The following is a 21890-nucleotide window of genomic DNA, read 5'->3' as shown; positions in this document are numbered from 1 at the left end:
CAGAGCCGTAGCGAAAACCGCTGCGACTCGTACAAGTTATGCCTGATGACCATAGCAAGTCGGTCCCACCCCTTCCCATCCCGAACAGGACCGTGAAACGACTTTGCGCCGATGATAGTGCTGCAACCAGTGTGAAAGTAGGTTATCGTCAGGCTAGTTATATGAAAAAGCCCGCTCAGTGATCTGAGCGGGCTTTTTTGCTTTCTGGCGCAATTGCTTCTAAATCGTGCGCCGCCTCCTACACCCCTCCGAAACCTTCTCCTATACAGACCCCTGTCGCTAGCGCGCATGATCGACCCATTGCTTCAGCAAGCGGAGGTTAGACATGAGCAAGTCCAAAGAGAAAGTACGAGGCGGAGACAACCGTGCCGGCGGCATCCACAAACCCAAGGTCGTTACGGTGGCCGAGGGCAGCCTGCAGAGCAGGGCGCCCGGCTACGTCATGCCGGGCGGCCCCGACACCCCTTTCCAGAAAGCCCACACCGGTTCCATGCAATCCGAAAATCGAGGCGCACGCGGCGGTCCTGGCGCACAGCAGGCCGGCTGGAGCGCGCGCCAGCAGGCGCAGCGCATGCAGGCGCGCGGTGAGCAGGAACGTCTCGGCGAGCCCCAGCAATCCGGCGGCGGCAATGAACAGTATCAGCATGCGGGTTCCCAGGAGTCTCCCACCGGCCCCAAAGGCTCCCTCCAGTCGAGCGACCACGCCAAGCCGAAGGTCCGTCCCGACGAGCCGGCCAGCGACTTCGGCAAAAAGCGCGGTGGCAAGAACACCGGCCGCTGAACCGTTTTCCTCGACCTCGACCCGGGCACGCCCGGGTTTTTTTTCGTCTGCCGCTGGCCAAGCGCCATGCACCGGGCGCTCGCCAACAGTGACCCGGCCGAATCTGAGGCACAATGCGCCTACGGGCATTGCCAAATCAATCACAGGAGAAGCATGAACGAACAGGTTGCACGCAAGGTCGTGCTGATGCGCGCCATCGAGACCGCCGACGTCGCCCACGCCGTGCTGAGCGACGACGACCGCAAGTACGCCACGCGCAGCGCGCGCGAGCTGGCCGCCTGGCAGGCCTCGGACAGCCGCGTGGCCATGAACCAGCACCACTTCCTGGAGCAGCGCGCCGATCAAATCCTCAAGCGCCTGGGCGAACGCACGCCGGCCTTGCGCGCCTTCGTGCAACGCAAACCTGGCATGACCGGCATCTGGGCCGCCTTGCCCTTCATCGCCTTCCTTGCCGGCGCCGCGCTCGACCGCATCGCCGACCCCCACCGTGTCGACCTGCTCTCGGCGCCCTTCCTTTTGATCATCGCCTGGAACCTGCTGGTCTACCTCGGCCTGCTGGTCTGGGCCATCCTGCCCGCGAAGCGCAAGGCCGGCAATTCGCTGCTGCAGCGGCTGAGCGTGGGCAAGGCGGCGGTGCCGCGCAAGCTGCCCTCCGCGCTTGCCGATGGCGTCGCCCACTACCTCGCCGACTGGGCCGCGCTGAGCGAACCGCTCACACGCGCGCGCCTGTCCCGCACCTTCCACCTGGCCGCCGCCGGCTTCGCACTGGGCGCCATCGCCTCGCTCTACGCCCGCGGCCTGTTCACCGACTACATCACCGGCTGGGAATCGACCTTCCTCGACGGCCGCCAGGTGCACACGCTCTTGTCCTGGCTGTTCACGCCGGCGCTGACCGTCTTCCCCTTCCTGCAGGGCTTTTCGCTGGCCGAGATCGAGATGCTGCGCTTCGGCAGCGGCGGCACGATCGCCGGCGGCGAGCGCTGGGTGCACCTGTACGCCGCGACGCTGCTGCTCCTGGTCGTGCTCCCGCGCCTCGTGCTGGCCCTGATCGACGGCCTGCGCGCCGGCCGCCTCAAGCGCCGCTTCCCGCTCGACCTCGACCAGCCTTACTTCCGCAAGCTGGCAGACAGCATCGGCGCCGGCGCGCCCGCGCTGCTGCGCGTGATCCCCTACAGCTACACGCTGGACGAAGCGCGCGACCGCGGCCTGTGGGCGATCGCTGCCAGCGCATTCGGCGCGCAGGCGCGCGTGCAGCTGCGTCCGACCGCGGGCTACGGTGTCGAGCCCAAGGAAGCGCTGCGCGACACTGCGCTCGATGAATCCGGCGTGACCGTCACCGCCGCGCTGTTCAGCCTTGCCGCCACGCCCGAGAAGGAAAACCACGGCGCCTTCCTCGACTACCTGGTCAAGCGCGTACCGCGCGGCGTCGCCGTGCTGCTCGACGAATCGGCGCTGGTCGAGCGCATCGGCGAGCAGCCCGCCAGCGCAGGCCGCGTCACCGAGCGCGCCGCCCTGTGGCGCCAGTTCTGCAGCTTCCACGGCACGCCCGCCCAAGTGGTGAACCTGCTCCAGCCCGACAAGCACCCGGTCGAATTCAGCGCCGGCCTGAACCTGCCGGAGCTGCGATGATCGAACCCGTCAAGATCCAGTTCGCGCTGGTCTCGCACACCAACAATGGCAAGACCACGCTGGCGCGCACCCTGGTCGGCATGGACGTCGGCGAAGTGCGCGATGCCGCCCACGTCACCGAATTCGCCGAAGCCCATCCGCTGGTGACCAGCGAGGCCGGGGACACCCTCGTGCTCTGGGACACGCCCGGCTTCGGCGACTCGGTGCGTCTGCTCAAGCGCCTGGCCATGGCCGGCAACCCGATCGGCTGGCTGCTGCGTGAAGTCTTCGACCGCTACCGCGACCGCCCGTTCTGGCTCAGCCAGCAGGCCCTGCGCGCCGCGCGCGACGAGGCCGACGTCGTCCTCTACCTGGTCAACTCGTCTGAGTCCCCCCAGGACGCTGGCTACCTCCCGGCCGAGATGAAGATCCTCGACTGGCTCGGCAAGCCGGTGGTCGTGCTGCTGAACCAGATGGGGCCACCCCGGCCCGGCGCCGAGGAGCAGGGCGAGCAGCAGCGCTGGAAGCAGCACCTCGCGCAATACCCGATCGTGAAGGAGGTGCTCGCCCTGGACGCCTTCGCCCGCTGCTGGGTGCACGAGCACGTGTTCTACGACGCCGTCGGCCGCCTGGTCGATCCGGCCAAGCAGCCCGGCTATGCGCGCCTGCAGGCCGCGTGGTCGGCGCGCAACCGCGAGCGCTTCACCAGCGCTCTGCACATGAGCGCCGAGCTGCTGGCCAAGGCGGCGCGCGACAGCGAAGCGCTGCCGGAGAGCGAACGCGGCATGCTGCGCAGCGCCCTCAAGGCGGTCGGCATCGACAAGGACGAGCAGCGCCGCCAGGAGCTGGCCATGGCGGCGCTGATCAAGCGCCTCGAGGACGGCATCAACCACGCCACCGCGCGCATGCTTTCGCTGCACCGCATCGATCCCGGCCAGGCGCTGACCATCAACGCCCGCGTCAGCGAGAACTTCGCGGTCCGCGCCCCGCTCGACAAGGCCCAGGCGGGCCTGCTGGGCGCGGTGGTCTCGGGCGCCGCCAGCGGACTATCAGCCGACGTCATGGCCGGCGGCCTCACCATGGGCGCGGGCGCGCTGCTGGGCGCCATCGTCGGCGGACTGACGATGGCCGGCGCCGCCTGGGGCTTCAACCAGCGCACCGACCGTAACCGCGCGAGCGTGCAGTTCGCCGACGCGTTTCTCCAGACCCTGCTGGTGGGCGCGGTGCTGCGCTACCTGGCCGTGGCTCATTATGGCCGCGGGCGCGGCAACTACGTCGAAAGCGAGGCGCCGCCATTCTGGCAGGCCGAGGTCGAGCAGGCCCTGGCCGGGGTCGACGCCGCGCGCCTGTGGCAGGCGGTGCGCAACGCGCCCGACCTCGGCGCCGCCACCGCCCAGGTGGAAACCGCCCTGGTCCCCGCTGTGACGACCGTGCTGCGGCGCCTGTACCCGAACGTCGCGCTGCCGGACGGCTGAAACACCCGTCCGTGTGACACCTGTTCCAATCTGGAACAGGTGCTCCGCCCAAATGCCTTGCGGTCGCATGGCACACGGCTTGCTCATGTTGAGTCATCAAGATCGATAACCAGCAGGAGACAAGCATGCAACAGTCCATTCGCCTTCTCGCCGGCGCGTTCGCGCTGTCCGCCATCTTCGGCGCATCCATGGCCCACGCCCACGGTCCCGTCACGCCCCAGGCGGTCGACACCAAGGGCTTGCCCGACCTGGGCAAGGAGTGGCGCGATGAGAACCCCTATCGCGCCAATCCGCACGCCTTGAAGATCGGCGCATCGGCCTATAACCAGAACTGCGCCCGCTGTCATGGCCTCGAAGCCGTCTCGGGCGGCATCGCGCCCGACCTGCGCCAGCTGGACCGCGACTGCACGGCCATGAAGAACGCCAGCAAGAAGGCGGCCTGCTTCAAGGAGATGGACACCTACTACCTGAGCACCGTGCGCCAGGGGAAGGTGCGCAACGGCGCGGTCTACATGCCGCCGTTCGAGGGCGTGTTCAACCAGGAAGCGATGTGGGCGATCAAGACCTACCTCGAATCGCGCCGCGAATCCAATTAAACCCTCCCCGACGAGGCTTCACATGAGCAAGCACTCCGTGAGCCGGCGCCAGGCGCTGCTGGCCTGCGCCGCCATCGCACTGGGCGGCGCAGCGCCCGCCCGCGCCGACTGGGACAAGATCCGGGAGTCCGGCGCGCTGAAAGTGGCCGTGTACAACGAATTCGCCCCGTTCTCAGACAAGGGGGCGGGCATCGACGTCGACCTTGCCGGCGCGCTCGCCGCCAGGCTGGGGCTGAGCCTGAACCTGATGCCTTTCCCGGCCGACGAGGAAGTGGCCGACGACCTGCGCAACATGGTCTGGAAAGGGCATTACCTGGGCTACGGCCCGGCCGACGTGATGCTGCACGTGCCGGTCGATAACCGGCTGATGAGCGACAACCCGCAGGTTCGGATCTTCGCGCCCTACTACGTGGAGACCCTGCGCCTGGCGCGCAGCGCGGCGGCCATACCGCAGTTCCAGGGCATCGACTCCCTGGCCGGCAAGCGCATCGGCGTCGAGAAGGTCTCGATCGCCGGCATGCTGATGCTGGGCGAGGGAGAAGGGCGCTTCCGCGAGCAGGTCCGCATCTATCCCTCGGCGCTCGAAGCGCTCGCCGCGCTCAAGGCGGGCCAGCTCGACGCCGTCCTGGCCAAGCGCTCCGAGGCCGAGGCGGCGCTCCGCGGCGACCCCGCCTTCCCGCTGGAAGACCTCAGCTTCCAGCGCATGCCGCGCTCAGGCTGGGCGGTCGGGATGGCGGTGCGCAAGGATGACGAAGACCTCGCGCTGCGGCTGCAGGCCGCGCTCAACGAACTGGCCGCCAGCGGCGAGCTGAGGGCCCTGTTCGCGCGGCACGGCGTGCAGCAGGTGCGGCCGTGAGCGCGCTTCGCAGGCTGGGGCGGGCAGCCGTCCCGGCCTGCGTCTGGCTGGCGATGCAAGGCGCGGCGGCGGCGCCCCAACCCGAGGGCATGGCGATGGCCCGGGTCGACGTGGTGGCCGCGCTGCCCTTCGGCCAGGCCGGCATCGAGGCCGACCGCCTGCCCCACGCGGTGCAGGTGCTCGACCGCGCCGACCTGCGCGACGCCCAGGGCGGCAACCTGGCCGAGACCATCACGCGCAAGCTCAATGGCGTCACGGTCAACGAGATCGCAGGCAGCCCCTTCCTGCTCGACCTGAGCTACCGTGGGTTTCGCGCCTCGCCACTGCTGGGCACCGCCCAGGGCCTGTCGGTCTACCTCGACGGCGTGCGTGTCAACGAACCCTTCGGCGACGTGGTCAACTGGGACATGATTCCGGAAGCGGCGCTGGCGCGCGTCTCGGTGGTGGCGGGATCCAATCCCTTGTATGGCCTGAACACCCTGGGGGGCGCGCTCGCGCTGGAAACCCGCTCCGGGTTGATTGATCCCGGCGGCGACCTGGCCGTGTCGATCGGCCGCCACGGCCGGCGCCGCGCCGACCTGGCCTACGGCTTCCGGCGCGAGGGCTGGCACCAGTTCGCGGCCGCCACCCTGTTCGAAGAAGACGGCTGGCGCGCCCATTCGGCGGGGCGGCTCGGCAACCTGCTCGTGAAGCTGGGGCGGGAAGGGAAGTACACCGACTGGAGCGCCACGGTGCTGGGCGGGCGCAGCCGGCTGCTCGGCAACGGCCTTCTGCCGCAGGGGCTGTACGAGAGCGACCGACGCGCCGTCTACACCCACCCCGACCGCAGCCGCACACGCCTGTCCCAGGGCATGCTGACGCTCACCCACCGGTTCGCCCCGGGCAGCGAATTGCATGCCGGCGCCTACCTGCGCGACAGCCGGCGCGACACAGTAGGGGGCGACATCGACGACGACTACGCCGATCTGGTCGAGGACTGCGCCGCCGAACCGGGCGCGTGTGCGTTGGATGACGACGAGGTACCGCACCCGGCCAGCCTGAACACGACCAGCACGCGCCAGCGCAGCCGCGGCGCCAGCCTGAACTTCCACAAGCGCCTGAACCGGCACCTGCTCAACGCCGGCCTCACGGTCGACCGCAGCCGGGTCAGCTTCGCGCAGTACGAGCAGGAAGCCTTCTTCACGCCCACGCGCGGCGTCGTTGGCGACCCGGACGAGGAAAGGGAGGCCGATTCCTCGGTCACCGGCAGCGCGCGCGCCACCAGCGTCTATGCAGGGGCCACCCTGTCGGTGGGCGCCACCACCAACCTGACCGCCTCGCTGCGCTACAACCGCGCCAGCGTCGGCAATACTTTGGTGACGGTGGATGGCCCGAAACCCCACGAATCCTTCCGCTACACGCGCCTGAACCCGGCGCTCGGCATCACCCACACGCGCGGGGCTCTCACCTGGTTCGCCAACGCCGCCCAGAGCAACCGCGTGCCGACCGTGATCGAGCTCGGATGCGCCGACCCGGCCGAGCCCTGCCGGCTGCCGGTGGGACTGCAGTCCGACCCTTACCTGAAGCAGGTGGTGGCGCGCACCGTGGAGGCGGGCGTGCGCGCGGAAGGCTTCAGCGCGGCCTTGTTCCGCACCGTGAGCCGCGACGACATCCTGTTCGGCCGCGCCGGCGCCTCGCGCGCCGGCTACTTCTCCAACTTTTCCCGCACCCGCCATCAAGGGGCGGAGCTGAACTGGTTGCTTCAACGCGGCGGCCTGCGCGCCCAGGCGGGTTACAGCTTCCTCGACGCCACCTACGGCGCGGCGGGCGTGCTGTTCACCGGGGTGCGCAGCGTGGAGGTGGAGCGCGGCACCCGCATCGCCGGCCTGCCGCGCCACACGCTGCGCCTGCAGCTCGACTGGGATGCGCGGCCCGGGCTTGAACTCGGCGCCGAGCTGCGCGCGGTCTCGCGCATGGTCAGCCAGGGCAACGAGGATGGCCTGGTCGAGGATGAAGGCGAGGCGGGGGACTGGCGCATCGGCGGCCATGCGCTGCTGCACCTGCATGCGCGCTGGCGTCCGGCGCCCCGCTGGGAAGTGTTCGCGCGCGTGAGCAACGCGCTCGACCGGCGCTACGAGACCTTTGGCGCGCTGGCGGTCGACCTGTTCCCGGAAGGCCGCCTGCGCCAGCCGGGCGACGGGGCTGGCGAGGCCGAGCCTGCGCGCTTCGTGGCGCCCGGCGCGCCGCGCACGCTGGCGGCCGGGCTGCGCTACCGCTTCTAGTTGAACTGGTACTGGGCGCTCACGCCCAGGATCCAGTTGCGGCCGGGCGCCGCTTCGTAATAGCGGCGGTTGGTCTCGCCGACGATCACCGAGCCCACGTAGTCGCGGTCGAAGACGTTGTTCAGGCGCGCGAACTGGCGCAGCTTCCAGCCGCCCAGTTGCTGGCTGGCCTGTGCGCGCAGGTTGACGATGCCGTAGCCCGGCGCCGGCGTGGCGGTATTGGTGTCTTCGGCATACACGCGGCTGTTGGCGATGGTCTCCAGCGCCGCGCCGAAGCGGCCGGCCGCCTCCTTCCAGCCCAGCTCCCCGTAGAAGCTGGTCTTGGGCACGCCCGGCAGGCGGCTGCCTTCGCGCACCGCGCCGAAGGCTTCGTCGTAGACCGCGTGCAGGGCGCTCATGGCCATGCGGGCGTTCCAGCCGGCGCCCAGGTCGGCGTCGAGCGAGACCTCGGCGCCGCGGCGCAGGGTGGCGCTGGCGTTGCGGTAGCTGGTGCGGCCTCCCGAGGAAGCGTCGACCACCAGCTCGTCGCTCGTGCGCACCTGGAACAGGGCCGCATTGACGCGCACCTTTTCAAGCAGCATCGCCTTCACGCCTGCTTCAAGGTGCTTGCCGATCGCTGGCGCCAGGCGGAAGTTGAATCCGCCGCCTGTGCCCGAGTAGAAGGCCTCGTTCAGGGTCGGGGTCTCGAAGCCGCGCGCCGCGCTGGCGTAGACGTTGAGGGTTGGCGACACCTTGTACAGCACCCCCACCAGCGGGGTGGTGTGACGGTAGTCGACGCCGCCGCTGTCGTTGCCGTTGGAGAGGTAGTTGTCGGTGACGTCGAACTTGACGCGGCTGTGGCGCAGGCCGCCGGTCAGCACCCAGGGGCCGCGCTCCCATTCGAGCTGGGCGTAGGGGTCGAGGCTTTCCACCTCGTTCTTCTCGTCGCGGCGCAGGCGCCCCTTGACGCCGAAGCTGTTGCCGACGAAGTTCTCGAAGCCCTGGCGCGCATCGCGCGAACGGGCGAACTCGAGGCCCAGCGTGGCGCGCAGGACGCCCCCGCCAATCTCGCGCACCATGCGCCAGTTGCCGTCCACGCCGTAGAAATCGCGGTCGAAGTCGATCACGCCGCCGGAATGGCTGGCCGGCGCCTGGAAGGCGCGCGAGAAGGACTGGTACTGGATCACGCGACGGTTGCCGCCCCAGGCGGTGAGCTGCAGGCGGTCGGGCCCGAAGCGGCTTTCCCAGGTGAGGCCGGCCTGCTGGTGGTCGATGCTCTTGCGGGTGTCGTAGCGCTCGGCGAAGGTGCGGCGCGGGGTCTGGGTGTCGGTGCTGTCGATTTCGCCGGCGCGCGGGTCGGCCTGCCAGGTGGCCCAGGTGACGCCCAGCGGGTCCTGGGTGTCGTCCTGGCGCAGGCCGCTGGCGGTGATCACCAGCCGGCTGGTGCCGGACGGTTCCACCACCAGCTTGGCATAGGCCTGCTCGCGCGTGGCGGCGCTGTGGTCGCGGTAGCCGTCGGTCTCGAAGCGCGAGGCGTCGAGCAGGTAGCCGACGCCGCCGCTGCGGCCGGCCGCGTTGACGTCGGTCTTGCGCAGGCCGTCGCTTCCGGCGGCGAAACTGGCCTCCACGGCCGGCGGGCCCTTGGGATCGCGGGTGAAGAGCTGCACCACGCCGCCCGAATGGTTGCCGTACAGGGTGGAGAAGGGACCGCGCAGCACTTCGATGCGCTCGGCCATGTCGAGGTTGAAGGTCGCGGCCTGGCCCTGGCCGTCGGGCATGGTGGCCGGGATGCCGTCCGCCACCAGGCGCACGCCGCGCACGCCGAAGGCGGAGCGGGCGCCGAAGCCGCGCGACGAGATCTGCAGGTCTTGCGCGTAGTTCTGGCGGTCGCGCGCCACCAGGCCGGGGACGGCCACCAGCGCCTCGGACGCGTTCACGCGCGGCTGGGTGTCGCGGATCTGGCTGGCGTCGACCACGTCGATCGCGGCCGGCAGGTCGAAACTGGCTTGCTCGGCGCGGGTGCCGCTGACCACCACCACGCTCATCGGTCCCGCGGGCTCGTCGGCGCTGGCCGCCAGTGGCCAGCACAGGCCGGCGGAACACAGGGCGGCCGCCAGCGCCGTCGGGCGCAGCCTGCCGCGAAAATCTGCATGCTTCATGAAGTCTCCAATCGTTCGATAGCGCACCCTGGGACCGGGCGCTACCACTCAACCAAGCAATATACCTGCCATGTCGACAACGCGTGCGCACGCGTGTGGCACGCGGCTTGCATTTCCTTACGTATCGCACCCTCGGGTGCTCCCTGTGAAAGGTCGAACATGTCCCCCGCACGCACCTGCCTGCTTATCGCCAGCCTGCTCTCCGCCGGCGCCCTGGCCTCCCCGCTGGCCTACGTCCCGAACGAGAAATCGGCCACGCTCAGCGTGATCGACACCGCGAGCGGCGTTGTGGTTCGCGACATCGCGGCCGGCAAGCGTCCGCGCGGCATCGCCGCCGACCCGGCCGGGCGCACGCTCTACGTCACCGACGCCGGCAGCAGCGTGCTGCTGGCGCTGGACGCCGACGCCGGCACCGTCCTCGGCACCGTCGCGCTGGGCAAGTCGCCGGAGGGCGTCAGCGCCTCAGCCGACGGACAGCTCCTCGCGGTGGCGGTGGAAGAGGGCAACAGCGTGACCCTGATCGAGGCCGCCAGCCGCCGGGTGCTGGCCGAGATCCCGGTCGCCGGACGCAACCCCGAGCATGCGGTATTCAGCCCCGACGGGCGCTGGCTGCTGGTGAGCGCCGAGGATGCGGAACAGGTCGACGTGATCGACGTCGCCGCTCGCCGCCAGGTGGGCTCGATCGCGGTCGGGCTGCGCCCGCGCGGCATCGGCTTCAGCCCCGACGGCAGCCGTGCCTACGTGGCCTGCGAGCTGGCCAATGCGGTCCACGTGATCGACATGGAGGCGCGCAAGACTTTGGCGGCAATCCCGGCCGGGAAGAACACGGCCGGGATCGCCGTGCACCCGAGCGGACGCCAGGTCTACGTCTCCAACGGCGCGGACGGGACGGTCATGGTGGTCGACGCCGCCACCAATACGGTGACCGCCACCATCCCGGTCGGCAAGCGGCCCTGGAACATGGCGCTCACGCCCGACGGCTCCCGCCTGTACGTCGCCAACGGGCGTTCGGACAGCGTCTCGGTGATCGACACCGCCAGTGCGCGTCGCGTGGCCGACATCGGCGTCGGCGAGCTGCCCTGGGGTGTGCTGATCCGCTGAGCTGTTCCAATCTGGGACAGGTGTACCAGAAACAGCCGCCGCCAGCATAGCCCCCGATGCGCCGCGCCGCCGCCTTTCCCTGCGGCGCGCCGTGATGCCGGCAGCTGGCACGGCCCTTGCGAAAAGAAGAACGTGGTCAACACAACCCGATCAACACAGACAGACATAGAGGACGACATGAATCTCGCGGACATCAGCAAACTCGGCGTCGCCAATCCCTTCAAGCAACGCTACGACAACTTCATCGGCGGGCGCTTCGTCGCGCCGAGCAAGGGCGAGTACTTCCCGAACCTCACCCCGATCACCGGCCAGCCCTTCTGCGAAGTGGCGCGCTCCACCGCGGAAGACGTCGAGATCGCGCTGGACGCGGCCCACGCCGCCAAGGACGCCTGGGGCAAGACCTCGCCGGCCGAGCGCGCGCGCATCCTGAACAAGATCGCCGACCGCATGGAAGAGAACCTGCAGATGCTGGCCACGGCCGAGACCATTGACAACGGCAAGCCGATCCGCGAGACCATGGCGGCCGACATCCCGCTGGCGATCGACCACTTCCGCTACTTTGCCGGCGCCATCCGCGCCCAAGAAGGCTCGATCGCCCAGATCGACCACGAGACCTACGCCTACCACTTCCACGAGCCGCTGGGCGTGGTGGGCCAGATCATCCCCTGGAACTTTCCGATCCTGATGGCGGTATGGAAGCTGGCCCCGGCCCTGGCCGCCGGCAACTGCGTGGTGCTCAAGCCCGCCGAGCAGACCCCGGCCTCGATCATGGTGCTGGTCGAGCTGATCGCCGACCTCCTGCCGCCCGGCGTGGTCAACGTGGTCAACGGCTTCGGCCTGGAGGCCGGCAAGCCGCTCGCCTCCAGCAAGCGCATCGCCAAGATCGCCTTCACCGGCGAAACCGGCACCGGCCGCCTGATCATGCAATACGCGGCCCAGAACCTGATTCCGGTAACCCTCGAGCTGGGCGGCAAGTCGCCCAACATCTTCTTCGAGGACGTGATGGACGCCGACGACGCCTTCTTCGACAAGTGCCTGGAAGGCTTCGCCATGTTCGCGCTGAACCAGGGCGAAGTCTGCACCTGCCCCTCGCGCGTGCTGATCCAGGAATCGATCTACGAGGCCTTCATCGAACGCGCGCTGGAGCGGGTCGGCAAGATCAAGCAGGGCAACCCCCTCGACGCCGCGACCATGATCGGCGCCCAGGCCTCCCAGGAGCAGCTCGAAAAGATCCTGTCCTACCTCGACATCGGCCGCCAGGAAGGCGCAGAGGTGCTGGCCGGCGGTGAACGCCATGTGCAGGACGGGGAGCTGGGCGGCGGCTACTACGTGCGTCCGACCGTGTTCAAGGGCCACAACGCGATGCGCATCTTCCAGGAAGAGATTTTCGGGCCGGTGGTGTCGGTGACCACCTTCAAGGACGAGGCGGATGCGCTGCGCATCGCCAACGACACCCTGTACGGGCTGGGCGCCGGCCTGTGGACCCGCGACGCCTCGCGCGCCTTCCGCGTCGGCCGCGCGATCCAGGCTGGCCGCGTGTGGACCAACTGCTACCACCTGTACCCGGCGCACGCCGCCTTCGGCGGCTACAAGCAGTCGGGCATCGGCCGCGAGAACCACAAGATGATGCTCGATCACTACCAGCAGACCAAGAACCTCCTGGTCAGCTACAGCCCGAACGCGCTGGGCTTCTTCTAACCCCGGGGCGCAGGCCGGCCTGCGCCAGACAAGGAGTGAACATGACCGCTTCGATCGACCGTGTGTGCGCCACCCCGGCGGCCTTGGCCTTCATCGACGAACTGCGCCGGCGTCACGGTCCCGTGATGTTTTTCCAGTCCGGCGGCTGCTGCGACGGCAGTGCGCCGATGTGCTACGCCGCTGGAGAGTTCGGACTGAGCGACACCGACGTCTACCTCGGCAACCTGGCCGGCGCCCCGTTCTACATGGGAATGGAGCAGTTCGCCTACTGGGAGCACACGCAGCTGGTGATCGACGTCGTGGAGGGCAATGGGGGGCAGTTCTCGCTCGATAACGGAACCGGACGGCGTTTCCTGACGCGCTCGCGCCTGTTCACCGACGAGGAATGCGCGCTGCTGCGCACGCAAGCATTGCGGCAGGGCGCCTGAATGCAACGATAACAACAAGGAGACGATTGTGAAGAACACCATGATGGCGGTACTGGCCGCGTTCGGGGCCATGACGGCGGCGGCGCATGCCGCCGAAGTCACCAATGCGATGATCGACAACGATGCGAAGGACCAGAAGAGCGTGCTCACCTTCGGCATGGGGGCCAACGGCCAACGCTATTCGACGCTCACGCAGATCAATACCGGCACAGTCAAGAACCTGGTGCCGGCCTGGTCCTTCTCGTTCGGCGGCGAGAAGCAGCGCGGCCAGGAGTCCCAGCCGCTGATCCATAACGGGAAGATGTTCGTGACCGCGTCCTACTCGAGGATATTCGCGATCGATCTCAAGACCGGCAACAAGCTCTGGAAATACGAGCACCGCCTGCCGGACGGGATCATGCCCTGCTGCGACGTGGTCAACCGCGGCGCCGCCCTGTACGGCAACCTGGTGATCTTCGGCACCCTGGACGCCCAGCTGGTGGCGCTGGACCAGGACACCGGCAAGGTGGTGTGGAAGGAAAAGGTCGACGACTACGCCGCCGGCTACTCGATGACGGCCGCGCCCCTGATCGCCGAAGGCGTGCTGCTCACCGGCGTGTCGGGCGGCGAGTTCGGCGTGGTCGGCCGCGTCGAGGCGCGCGACCCCAGGACCGGCGAACTGCTGTGGATCCGTCCGACGGTGGAAGGCCACATGGGTTACCGCTACGACAAGGAGGGCAAGCAGATCGAGAACGGCGTCTCCGGCACCGTCAACAAGAGCTGGCCGGGCGACCTGTGGAAGACCGGCGGCGCCTCGACCTGGATGGGCGGAACCTACGACGCCAGCACGCGCCTGGCCTACTTCGGCACCGGCAACCCGGCGCCGTGGAACAGCCACTTGCGCCCCGGCGACAACCTGTACTCGTCGTCGACGGTGGCGCTGGATGTCAAGACCGGCCAGATCAAGTGGGCCTACCAGAACACGCCCAACGATTCCTGGGATTTCGACGGCGCCAACGAGTTCGTGACCTTCGACATGAACGGCAAGCGCTATGGCGGCAAGGCCGACCGTAACGGCTTCTTCTACGTGATCGACGCCGGCACGGGCAAGCTGGAGAACGCCTTCCCCTTCGTGCGCAAGATCACCTGGGCCACGAGCATCGATCTCAAGACCGGACGCCCGAACTTCGTGCCGGCCAACCGGCCGAGCGATCCGACCAAGGGCGACGGCAAGAAGGGCACGACCGTGTTCGCGGCGCCGGCCTTCCTCGGCGCGAAGAACCAGATGCCGATGGCCTACAGCCAGCAGACGGGCTACTTCTACGTGCCGGCCAACGAGTGGGGCATGGACATCTGGAACGAGCCGATCACCTACAAGAAGGGCGGCGCCTTCCTTGGCGCGGGCTTCACCATCAAGCCGCTGTTCGACGACTATATCGGCGCCTTGCGCGCGGTGGATCCGAAGAGCGGCAAGATCGTGTGGGAGGTGAAGAATCCGGCGCCGCTGTGGGGTGGGGCGATGGCCACCGCCGGCGGCCTGGTCTTCTATGGCACGCCGGAAGGCTTCCTCAAGGCGCTCGACGCGAAGACGGGCAAGGAGCTGTGGAAGTTCCAGACCGGATCGGGCGTGGTCGCACCCCCGGTGACCTGGCAGGACGGCGACACGCAATACGTCGCGGTGGTCTCGGGCTGGGGCGGCGCGGTGCCGCTCTGGGGCGGGGAGGTGGCCAAGAAGGTCAACTTCTTGGAGCAGGGCGGTTCGGTGTGGGTGTTCAAGCTGGCCGGCAAAGGTTAACGGCTGTTGGGTAGGCAGCGTGCGTCACGGGTAAGGACGTACGCAGCGCCATGTTTGCTGACGGCTTCGGCCGTCAGCTTTTTTCGTTTACGGGCCCGCGCTTGCCTTACCCACCGATCAAAAACAGCGCAGCGGGAAGGCGGACTTGATCCGTATCGGCACATCGACCGCCCGCCAGGCCCCATTTGACGGGCGAAAGCGGCAGGCACGCTACTTGCCATCACCATGTTGTGCATCACCCGATGCGCTCATACACAAGAACAATTCGAGGAGACACAACATGAAGAAGATCTGCATCCTGGCCGTGCTCTCGGCCTGCATCCAGCCCGCGCTGGCTGTCGACATAAAGACTGGCGACTGGACCGTCTCGCTCGGCGGTATCGTCAACGCCTACGCCACCGTGGTCGACTGCAACGGCGGCCAGGTCGGCGGGCTGGCGCTGGGCGGCCAGGCACTTGGCTGCGGCAGCGAAGACACCCGCACCACCATCGGCAACGGCCTGCTGCCCAATGCCCTGATCGGCTCGGCCTCGTCCAGGCAGGGCGGCTTCGACGTCAAGGCCCTGGTGGGCATCTACGCTGCCACCGCCACCGACAGCGCGATCTCGCAGAACAGCAACGTCGACGTGCGCCAGGCCTTCTTCACCTTCGGTCGCTCGGACCTGGGCAGCTTCAAGCTGGGTCGCGACTACGGCATCTTCGGCCACAATGCCATCCTGGGCGACATGACTCTGGTCGGCGCGGGCGCCCCGGTGCAGGCGACCCAGCGCGGCCGCGTCACGCTCGGCCACATCGGCGCCGGTTACGCCTACCTCGGCACCTATGGCCAGATCGCCTATACCACGCCGTCCACGCCGGGCGGCCTGTCGGCGGATCTGGCGATCATGAGCCCGGTGGCCGACACGCCGGTGGTGGCGGGCGCCGCCTACTCGTCGGATTCGACGCCGCAGTTCCAGGCGCGCCTGTCCCTGGTCCAGGGCGGCTTCAAGGGGTGGATCAGCGCCAAGGCGCAGCGCTTCAACGGCGTGGCCGCGACCACCGACGACCTGAACATGCACGGCTTCGAGGTCGGCGCATCTTACGCCGCCGAAGAGGCAGGCCTGCTCGTCAACGTCCAGAGCGGCAAGGCGCTCGGCGTGCTGTCCGACGCCGACCAGGGCGACGTGCGCACCACCCACTACCTGGTGCAGGGGACCTACAAGACCAGCGACGCGCTCAAGCTCGGCATCAGCTATGGGCAGAGCCGAAACAAGGATGCGACGCCCGGCACCGCGGGACTGCGTTCCAACGAGAACCTGACGGTGGGCGCCTACTATGCGCTCAACAGCGTGATCACCCTCGTCGCAGAGGCCGGGCAGACCCGCTCCAAGGCCTTCACCGGGCAGAAGGCGCGCATGAACGGCGTGTCCCTGGGCGGCATCATCTTCTTCTGATCCGGCCTTCGCATGCGCAAGCTTCGCCTTCTCGTCCTGATGCTGCTGTTCGCGGTGCAGCTCGCGCACGCGGGCGTGCTGACCCGGGACGAGGTGGCCCGGCGCTTTCCGGCGCCGGTCGTCGTGGGTGAGAAGCTGAGGGAGGTCCCGGCCTGGCCGCTGTTCAAGCAGAACGGCACGGCCACCGAACTGGTGGGTTATGTGTTCGAATCCGCCGACCTGGCGCCGGTGCCCGGGTTCACTGGCGTGCCGCCCAACCTGCTGGTGGCGATCGACCCGAAGGGCGTCTTTATCGAAGTGGCGGTGTTGTCGCAGCACGAACCGGTGTTCATGGAAGGGCTGGGGGAAGGGCCGTTGCACCAGTTCGTGGCCCAGTACCGGGGGGCGTCGCTGGGCCAGAACATCGACGTGGGCGGCGCGAGCGGGCCGAATCGCGTCCGTCTCGACGGCGTCGCCAAGGCGACCGCGTCGGTGAGGATTGTCAACCAGAGCGTGCTGTCGGCCGCGCTGCAGGTGGCGCGCGCAAAGCTCGGATTCGCGCAGGGCCGCGACCCTGGCAAGATCGCGCGCATCCATGCGGATGTGTTCGAGCCGATGGGCCTCGCGGCCATGCTGGATGCCGGGATGATCCGGCGTCTGAGAGTCAGCAATCGCGAAGTCGAGCAGCTGTTCGCCGGCGGCGCAGGGGCGGGCCTGGATGCGGCGGCGAGCGCGGCGCCCGACGACGTGTTCATCGACCTCTACCTGGCCTGGGCGTCCGTTCCGGCGATCGGGCGCAACCTGCTGGATGAGGCCAGCTGGAAGCGGTTGACGAACCGGCTCGACGGCGGCGACCACGCATTGCTGGTGATGAGCGCCGGCCGCCACGGCATCCTGCACGAGGACTTCGTGCGCGGCAGCGTGCCGGACCGGATCGCGCTGCGGCAGGACGGCTTGCCGATCGAGCTGCGCGACATGGACCTGGAGCTGAGGCTGAAAGGCGAGCTGCCGGTGACCGAGATCGTAGCCCTGCGCGTGATCGGGCAGTCGGGCCTGGATCCGGCGCGCCCGCTGGATATCTCCTTGCCGGTCACGCGCAGCAAAGGCATCGTCTATCCGGAGCGGATCACCCAGGACCTGAAGCTGGCGTACCTGCTGCCGGAACGGCTGTACGCCGCGCCGGAACGACCCGCGCCCGCCTGGCATGCGAGCTGGCGCAGTCGCCTGCCCGACCTGCTGGTGCTGGGAGCGGCCCTGGCGCTGCTCACCGCCGGGCTGGCGATGCCGAACCGGCTCGCGGCCAGGCGCCGCCGCTTCGGCTGGATGCGGCGCGCCTGGCTGCTGTTCACCGTGTTCTTCATCGGCTACCACGCCCAGGCCCAGCTTTCCATCGTCAACCTCACCGGCGTGTTGCATGCGCTGCGCGAGGGCAGGGGGCTGGGTTTCCTGCTGTTCGATCCGATGTCGCTGGCGCTCTGGGGATTCGTCTTGCTGTCGCTGTTCCTGTGGGGGCGGGGCACCTTCTGCGGCTGGCTATGCCCGTTCGGCGCGCTGCAGGAACTGGTCGGACAATGGGGGCGGGCGCTGCGGTTGCCGCAACTCACCCTGCGCCGCGACCTTGATCGGAAGCTGCGGCGGCTCAAGTACCTGATCCTGGCGGCCATCCTGGTCGCCGCGCTGGGCGCGCCGTGGCTCTCCGACCGGCTGGTCGAGATCGAACCCTTCAAGACGGCCATCACGCTCGGCTTCGTGCGCGCCTGGCCCTACGTGGCTTGGGCCGTCGGGCTGCTGGTGCTCGGGATGTTCTCCTATAAATTCTTCTGTCGCTATCTGTGTCCTTTCGGCGGCGCGCTGGCGCTGCTCGGCCGGGTGCGGCTGCTTGACTGGATTCGGCGGCGGCGCGAATGCGGCGCGCCCTGCCAGACCTGCCGCCATCGCTGCAGCTACGGGGCGATCACGCCGGCGGGCCGCATCGACTACGACGAGTGCTTCCAGTGCATGGACTGCGTGGTGATCTATGAGAGCGACACCCTGTGCGCGCCGCGCATCCTCGAAGTAAAGCGGGGGCGTACGGTGCCGATTGTGCCGGTGACAGGAAGATAGGGAGGAGACATGCGCAGACGGAGTTTCATCGCCGCGGCGCTCGGTATCGGCGTACTGCCTGGCGCCGTGCGGGCAGCGGCGGCCGAACTGCCGTCGTTCACGGGGGCAGGGCTGGCCTTCGGCACGACGGTGGGCGTGATCGTGCGGCATGCCGACGAGACCGCGGCCAGGCGGGCGATCGACGCCGCGCTGGCCATCGTCGCACAGGTGCACCGCCTGATGAGTATTTACGATCCCGGCAGCGAGGTGTTCCGGCTGAATCGCGACGGCGTGCTGGCGCGGCCCGATCCGCTGCTGCTGGCCGTGCTGCGCCATGCACGCGACCTGTCGCGCCTGACGCGGGGCGGCTTCGACGTCACGGTCCAACCGCTCTGGCAGGCCGGCAGGCTGGCGGCCGGCGAGGGCAGGCCGCCTTCGGCGCGCGAGGTGGAGCGCGCCAGGTCGCTGGTCGGCTGGCAGGACGTGGAGGCCAATGCGCAGCAGGTGCTGCTGCGCCGCCCCGGCATGCGCATCACGCTCAACGGACTGGCCCAAGGGTATGCCGCGGACCTGGCGCTGCAGGCGCTGCGCCGTCATGGCGTGGCCCACGCGCTGCTCGATGCCGGCGAGTTCGCCCCCCAGGGCGAGGCGGACGGCCGCGCATGGACGCTCGGGGTGCCCGATCCGCGCGACCCCGGCAGGCTGGCCGCGGCCTTCGCGCTCGACGGCCGTTGCGTCGCCACCTCGGGCGATTACGCGTCGGCGTTCACGCCGGACTACCGGCACCACCATATCGTCGATCCGGCCACCGGGCGCTCGCCGCCCGGCCTCGCCAGCGTCACCGTTCTGGCGCCCACGGCGCTGGAGGCGGACGGTCTCTCGACCGCCTTCATGGTGCTGGGCGCGCGCCGGGCGCACACGCTGGCGGCGCGCCTGCCGGGCGTAGACCTGCTCACCATCGACAAGCGCGGTCACCTGTGGCGTTCGCCCGGCTTTCCGCGCCTGCTGTCATGAGCTCATTTCAAATGCGGCAGCTTGCGGTAGATGGTATTGCGCGACACGCCAAGCGCGCGCGCCGTGGCCGAGACGTTGCCGCCGTGCGCTTCGAGCGATTTGAGGATGACGGTAAGTTCCATCTCCTCGAGGTTGGCGCCGCTGTCCACCAGCTGCTGGGCGCCGGGCACCGGAGCGCAAGCCGGAGCCTCGGCCATGTTCTCGATATCGTCCAGGAAGTCGTCGGGCATGTGCTGCAAGCCGATCTCGTGCTCGTCGCCCGCCATGATGATGGCGGTGCGCAGGAGATTGGTCAGCTGGCGGAAGTTGCCAGGCCATTTGTGGCGGCGGAACAGCCGCAGCACCTCCTCCGACATCGTGTACTGTCCGCCGTCCGATTCGGTCGCCAGGATCTTGCGGATCACGGTCTCGAGGTCGGTGCGTTCGCGCAGCGGCGGCAGTTTCACCACCAGGCCATTGAGACGGTAATAGAGGTCCTCGCGGAACAGACCCTTGGCGATGCGCTCGCGCAGGTTGTGGTTGGTGGCGCAGATCAGCTCCACGTTGACGGGTATCGACTTGCCGCTTCCCAGCGGCGTGACCATCCGCTCCTGCAGCACGCGCAGCAGGTGCGCTTGCAGGCTGACCGGCATGTCGCCGATCTCGTCAAGGAAGAGGGTGCCGCCGTTGGCCTGCAGGATCTTGCCGACCGAGCCCTTCTTGCGCGCGCCGGTGAAGGCGCCGTCTTCGTAGCCGAACAGTTCGGATTCGATCAGGGTTTCGGGTATCGACGCGCAGTTCACGGCGACGAAGGGCCCCATCGAGCGGGGGGAATCGTTGTGGATCGCCTGGGCCAGCAGCTCCTTGCCGGTGCCGGTCTCGCCCATGATCAGGATGGGGATGTCGCGGCCGAGCACCTTGTTGACCTTGTCGATCACCTTTTCGAGCTGCGGATCGCCGGTGTTCAGGTAGCGCAGTCCGGACAGGCGTCGCGACTTGGCCGGTGCGGCCGGCTGAAGCTGCGTGGCCTGCTGGCTGTCGGGCGCGGTGAGGGCATGGACGCCGCTGCCCAGCCTTAGCTCGGCGCGCGCCCGCACGCGCACGCCGTTGTGCATGCACAGGTCGAGTAGACCGGGCGCCGCGGTGCGGTAGTGATCGAAGAGCGCCGACACGGGCAGGCCGAACAGGGAACTGAAGGTATGGGTCTGCAGCGCGGGATAGGACAGGCCGAGCTGGAACAAGCCGTTGCGGTTCGCGGCGAGGAAGCGTCCGCCGGGGCTGAACGCGGCCATGCCTTCCATCAGGGTCCCGATGAATTCGGGCCGCGTGTGAAAGCGCAGGATGATGGCGTGCTCGAAGTTGGCGGCGAACAGCTGGTTCTCGATCATCAGGGCGGACATGCGCACCAGGGCCATGGTGTGCTTGTGGTAGCTGCGCCGGTCGGAGCTGACGTCGAGCACGCCGATCACCGTGCCCTGATGGTCGGTGATGGGCGCGGCCGAACAGGTGAGGAAGTGGTTCGCGGCCAGGAAATGCTGGTCTGCATGCACCAGCGACGGCGCGCGCTCGGCGATGGCGGTGCCGATCGCATTGGTGCCCATGCGCTGTTCCGACCAGCCTACGCCTGGAGAGAGGGCGACACGGTTGGCCTTTTCGATGAAGTCGGCATCGCCGAGGGTATGCAGGATGACGCCCTGGGCGTCGGTCAGCAATACCATGTTATGGGTGTTGATGATCTGCTGGTAGAGCGTCTCCATGGCCGGCACCGCATGGGTGTGGAGGAGGCCGTTCTGTTCCAGCAGATGCGACAGGTCGTTGCGGGCGAGTGGATCGAAGTCGGGGCGGGCGCCTGGACACAGGCCATAGCCCACGGAGCGCTGGTGGGAAGTCGCGATGATCGCGGTGGCGTCGCTCTCCGTGGCCGCAGCCAGCGTGGACGCGTGCGAAGCCGATGACCCCGGCCCGGTGTCTCGATGCATCATTCCATGTCTCCTCGTGGCCCTGTTTGCTGGGGCTCTTGTGCTGGAACTGCTGTTCCATAATGTAGCACCTGTTTCGGTACGGAACATAGACTATGCTTCGATCCTTACGCCGTACTGTCGACAGATGGCCTCAGCGAAGAGTATGCAAATGCAGTGCCAGATCGGCCACAGTTCGCCTGACCGGAGGTGCTTGCAAGTGGGTGTCAGAGTTTGCTATAGTGCGCGTCCGCTTCGGCAAGGGTCAAAAAACGTTAACGTAATCAAGTGCTTACGGAGACGAGCCCGGCAGAAAAATCTGCGACGAAGCAAAAACAGGATTGACGAAGATCGCGAAACACTGCATAATCTCGTTCCTCTGCTGCTGACGAACACAACGCTTCGTCAACAACGCGGCAAGACAGAACACGAAGCTCTTTAACAATCAACAGTCGATAAGTGTGGGCGTTTGATGAAGGTGCCAATGACTTCGGTCATTGATTACTTAAATTATCAAATGTTCACAAAAAATACGAACCTTCTCGAAAGAGAAGAATCGTCAGTATTTTGAGTGAGCGACTCCGCAGCAATGCGGATGGCAGAAATGCCAACAAACAGAGATTGAACTGAAGAGTTTGATCCTGGCTCAGATTGAACGCTGGCGGCATGCTTTACACATGCAAGTCGAACGGCAGCGCGGGGCAACCTGGCGGCGAGTGGCGAACGGGTG

The 21890-nt window shown here is 68.0% G+C and carries 15 protein-coding genes and 2 rRNA genes; 15 read left to right on the top strand and 2 right to left on the bottom strand.

All coding sequences use genetic code 11. The annotated features are described in order from the left end of the window. The first annotated feature begins 41 nt into the window (after nt 1-41). The 7 genes from rrf (at nt 42) to B0920_RS25055 (ending at nt 7577) form a co-directional block, all read left to right on the top strand. Nucleotides 42-154 (top strand): 5S ribosomal RNA (gene rrf / locus B0920_RS25085). 171 nt (nt 155-325) lie between these two features. After that, nucleotides 326-781 carry a hypothetical protein gene (locus B0920_RS25080; protein WP_078035432.1) on the top strand — a complete coding sequence of 152 codons (456 nt, stop codon included), beginning with the start codon at nt 326-328 and terminating at the stop codon, nt 779-781. A gap of 153 nt (nt 782-934) precedes the next feature. Next, nucleotides 935-2410 carry a DUF2868 domain-containing protein gene (locus tag B0920_RS25075; protein ID WP_078035431.1) on the top strand — a complete coding sequence of 492 codons (1476 nt, stop codon included), beginning with the start codon at nt 935-937 and terminating at the stop codon, nt 2408-2410. Continuing rightward, on the top strand, nt 2407-3864 hold the full coding sequence (locus B0920_RS25070) for a DUF3482 domain-containing protein (protein ID WP_078035430.1): 1458 nt from the start codon (nt 2407-2409) through the stop codon (nt 3862-3864). The genes B0920_RS25075 and B0920_RS25070 overlap by 4 nt, the downstream gene beginning before the upstream one ends. A gap of 125 nt (nt 3865-3989) precedes the next feature. Continuing rightward, nucleotides 3990-4460 carry a cytochrome c-550 PedF gene (pedF, locus tag B0920_RS25065; protein WP_078035429.1) on the top strand — a complete coding sequence of 157 codons (471 nt, stop codon included), beginning with the start codon at nt 3990-3992 and terminating at the stop codon, nt 4458-4460. A gap of 22 nt (nt 4461-4482) precedes the next feature. Beyond that, nucleotides 4483-5316, top strand: a complete 834-nt coding sequence (locus B0920_RS25060) for an ABC transporter substrate-binding protein (RefSeq protein ID WP_078035428.1) — start codon at nt 4483-4485, stop codon at nt 5314-5316. Continuing rightward, nucleotides 5313-7577: a TonB-dependent receptor gene (locus B0920_RS25055; protein ID WP_218669415.1), complete on the top strand. Its 2265-nt coding sequence runs from the start codon at nt 5313-5315 to the stop codon at nt 7575-7577. Before B0920_RS25060 ends, B0920_RS25055 begins: the two co-directional genes overlap by 4 nt. Here B0920_RS25055 and B0920_RS25050 read toward each other — a convergent pair. Further along, nucleotides 7574-9715 carry a TonB-dependent receptor gene (locus tag B0920_RS25050; RefSeq protein WP_078035426.1) on the bottom strand — a complete coding sequence of 714 codons (2142 nt, stop codon included), beginning with the start codon at nt 9713-9715 and terminating at the stop codon, nt 7574-7576. The two genes, B0920_RS25055 and B0920_RS25050, sit on opposite strands and share 4 nt — an antisense overlap. Nucleotides 9716-9874: 159 nt before the next feature. Here B0920_RS25050 and B0920_RS25045 point away from each other — a divergent pair, with 159 nt between their 5' ends. The 7 genes from B0920_RS25045 to B0920_RS25015 all read left to right on the top strand — a co-directional run bounded on the left by B0920_RS25045 (nt 9875) and on the right by B0920_RS25015 (nt 19223). Beyond that, on the top strand, nt 9875-10816 hold the full coding sequence (locus B0920_RS25045; RefSeq protein ID WP_078035425.1) for a beta-propeller fold lactonase family protein: 942 nt from the start codon (nt 9875-9877) through the stop codon (nt 10814-10816). Between the two features lie 177 nt (nt 10817-10993). Next, nucleotides 10994-12514, top strand: a complete 1521-nt coding sequence (gene adh, locus B0920_RS25040; protein WP_078035424.1) for an aldehyde dehydrogenase — start codon at nt 10994-10996, stop codon at nt 12512-12514. A gap of 41 nt (nt 12515-12555) precedes the next feature. Further along, nucleotides 12556-12942 carry a DUF779 domain-containing protein gene (locus B0920_RS25035; protein WP_078035423.1) on the top strand — a complete coding sequence of 129 codons (387 nt, stop codon included), beginning with the start codon at nt 12556-12558 and terminating at the stop codon, nt 12940-12942. Between the two features lie 43 nt (nt 12943-12985). Continuing rightward, a complete protein-coding gene (locus B0920_RS25030; protein ID WP_078035434.1) occupies nt 12986-14716 on the top strand; it encodes a methanol/ethanol family PQQ-dependent dehydrogenase in 1731 nt (576 codons plus the stop codon). A 280-nt stretch (nt 14717-14996) separates the two neighbouring features. Further along, nucleotides 14997-16148, top strand: a complete 1152-nt coding sequence (locus tag B0920_RS25025) for a porin (RefSeq protein WP_078035422.1) — start codon at nt 14997-14999, stop codon at nt 16146-16148. A 12-nt stretch (nt 16149-16160) separates the two neighbouring features. Beyond that, a complete protein-coding gene (locus B0920_RS25020; protein WP_078035421.1) occupies nt 16161-18230 on the top strand; it encodes a 4Fe-4S binding protein in 2070 nt (689 codons plus the stop codon). 9 nt (nt 18231-18239) lie between these two features. Then, nucleotides 18240-19223: an FAD:protein FMN transferase gene (locus B0920_RS25015; protein WP_078035420.1), complete on the top strand. Its 984-nt coding sequence runs from the start codon at nt 18240-18242 to the stop codon at nt 19221-19223. A gap of 2 nt (nt 19224-19225) precedes the next feature. Here the strand turns inward: B0920_RS25015 and B0920_RS25010 are convergent, their stop codons facing one another. After that, complete coding sequence (locus B0920_RS25010; protein ID WP_078035433.1) at nt 19226-21181, bottom strand: sigma-54-dependent Fis family transcriptional regulator; 1956 nt, start codon at nt 21179-21181, stop codon at nt 19226-19228. Between the two features lie 602 nt (nt 21182-21783). On the opposite strand from B0920_RS25010, the gene B0920_RS25005 reads away from it, so the two are divergent. Then, a 16S ribosomal RNA gene (locus B0920_RS25005) occupies nt 21784-21890 on the top strand; the annotation flags it as partial.

This window comes from Massilia sp. KIM, assembly GCF_002007115.1.
Classification (GTDB): domain Bacteria; phylum Pseudomonadota; class Gammaproteobacteria; order Burkholderiales; family Burkholderiaceae_D; genus Telluria.
Note: the sequence above shows the minus strand (reverse complement) of the source record. Positions and strands in the feature narration are given on the sequence as shown.

Coding starts and splice junctions, on each gene's coding strand:
- B0920_RS25050 (WP_078035426.1), bottom strand. CDS start 9,715: ATGAAGCATGCAGATTTTCGCGGCAGGCTGCGCCCGACGGCGCTGGCG.
- B0920_RS25025 (WP_078035422.1), top strand. CDS start 14,997: ATGAAGAAGATCTGCATCCTGGCCGTGCTCTCGGCCTGCATCCAGCCC.
- B0920_RS25010 (WP_078035433.1), bottom strand. CDS start 21,181: ATGCATCGAGACACCGGGCCGGGGTCATCGGCTTCGCACGCGTCCACG.
- B0920_RS25030 (WP_078035434.1), top strand. CDS start 12,986: ATGGCGGTACTGGCCGCGTTCGGGGCCATGACGGCGGCGGCGCATGCC.
- B0920_RS25070 (WP_078035430.1), top strand. CDS start 2,407: ATGATCGAACCCGTCAAGATCCAGTTCGCGCTGGTCTCGCACACCAAC.
- B0920_RS25045 (WP_078035425.1), top strand. CDS start 9,875: ATGTCCCCCGCACGCACCTGCCTGCTTATCGCCAGCCTGCTCTCCGCC.
- B0920_RS25060 (WP_078035428.1), top strand. CDS start 4,483: ATGAGCAAGCACTCCGTGAGCCGGCGCCAGGCGCTGCTGGCCTGCGCC.
- B0920_RS25020 (WP_078035421.1), top strand. CDS start 16,161: ATGCGCAAGCTTCGCCTTCTCGTCCTGATGCTGCTGTTCGCGGTGCAG.
- B0920_RS25035 (WP_078035423.1), top strand. CDS start 12,556: ATGACCGCTTCGATCGACCGTGTGTGCGCCACCCCGGCGGCCTTGGCC.
- adh (WP_078035424.1), top strand. CDS start 10,994: ATGAATCTCGCGGACATCAGCAAACTCGGCGTCGCCAATCCCTTCAAG.
- pedF (WP_078035429.1), top strand. CDS start 3,990: ATGCAACAGTCCATTCGCCTTCTCGCCGGCGCGTTCGCGCTGTCCGCC.
- B0920_RS25080 (WP_078035432.1), top strand. CDS start 326: ATGAGCAAGTCCAAAGAGAAAGTACGAGGCGGAGACAACCGTGCCGGC.
- B0920_RS25015 (WP_078035420.1), top strand. CDS start 18,240: ATGCGCAGACGGAGTTTCATCGCCGCGGCGCTCGGTATCGGCGTACTG.
- B0920_RS25075 (WP_078035431.1), top strand. CDS start 935: ATGAACGAACAGGTTGCACGCAAGGTCGTGCTGATGCGCGCCATCGAG.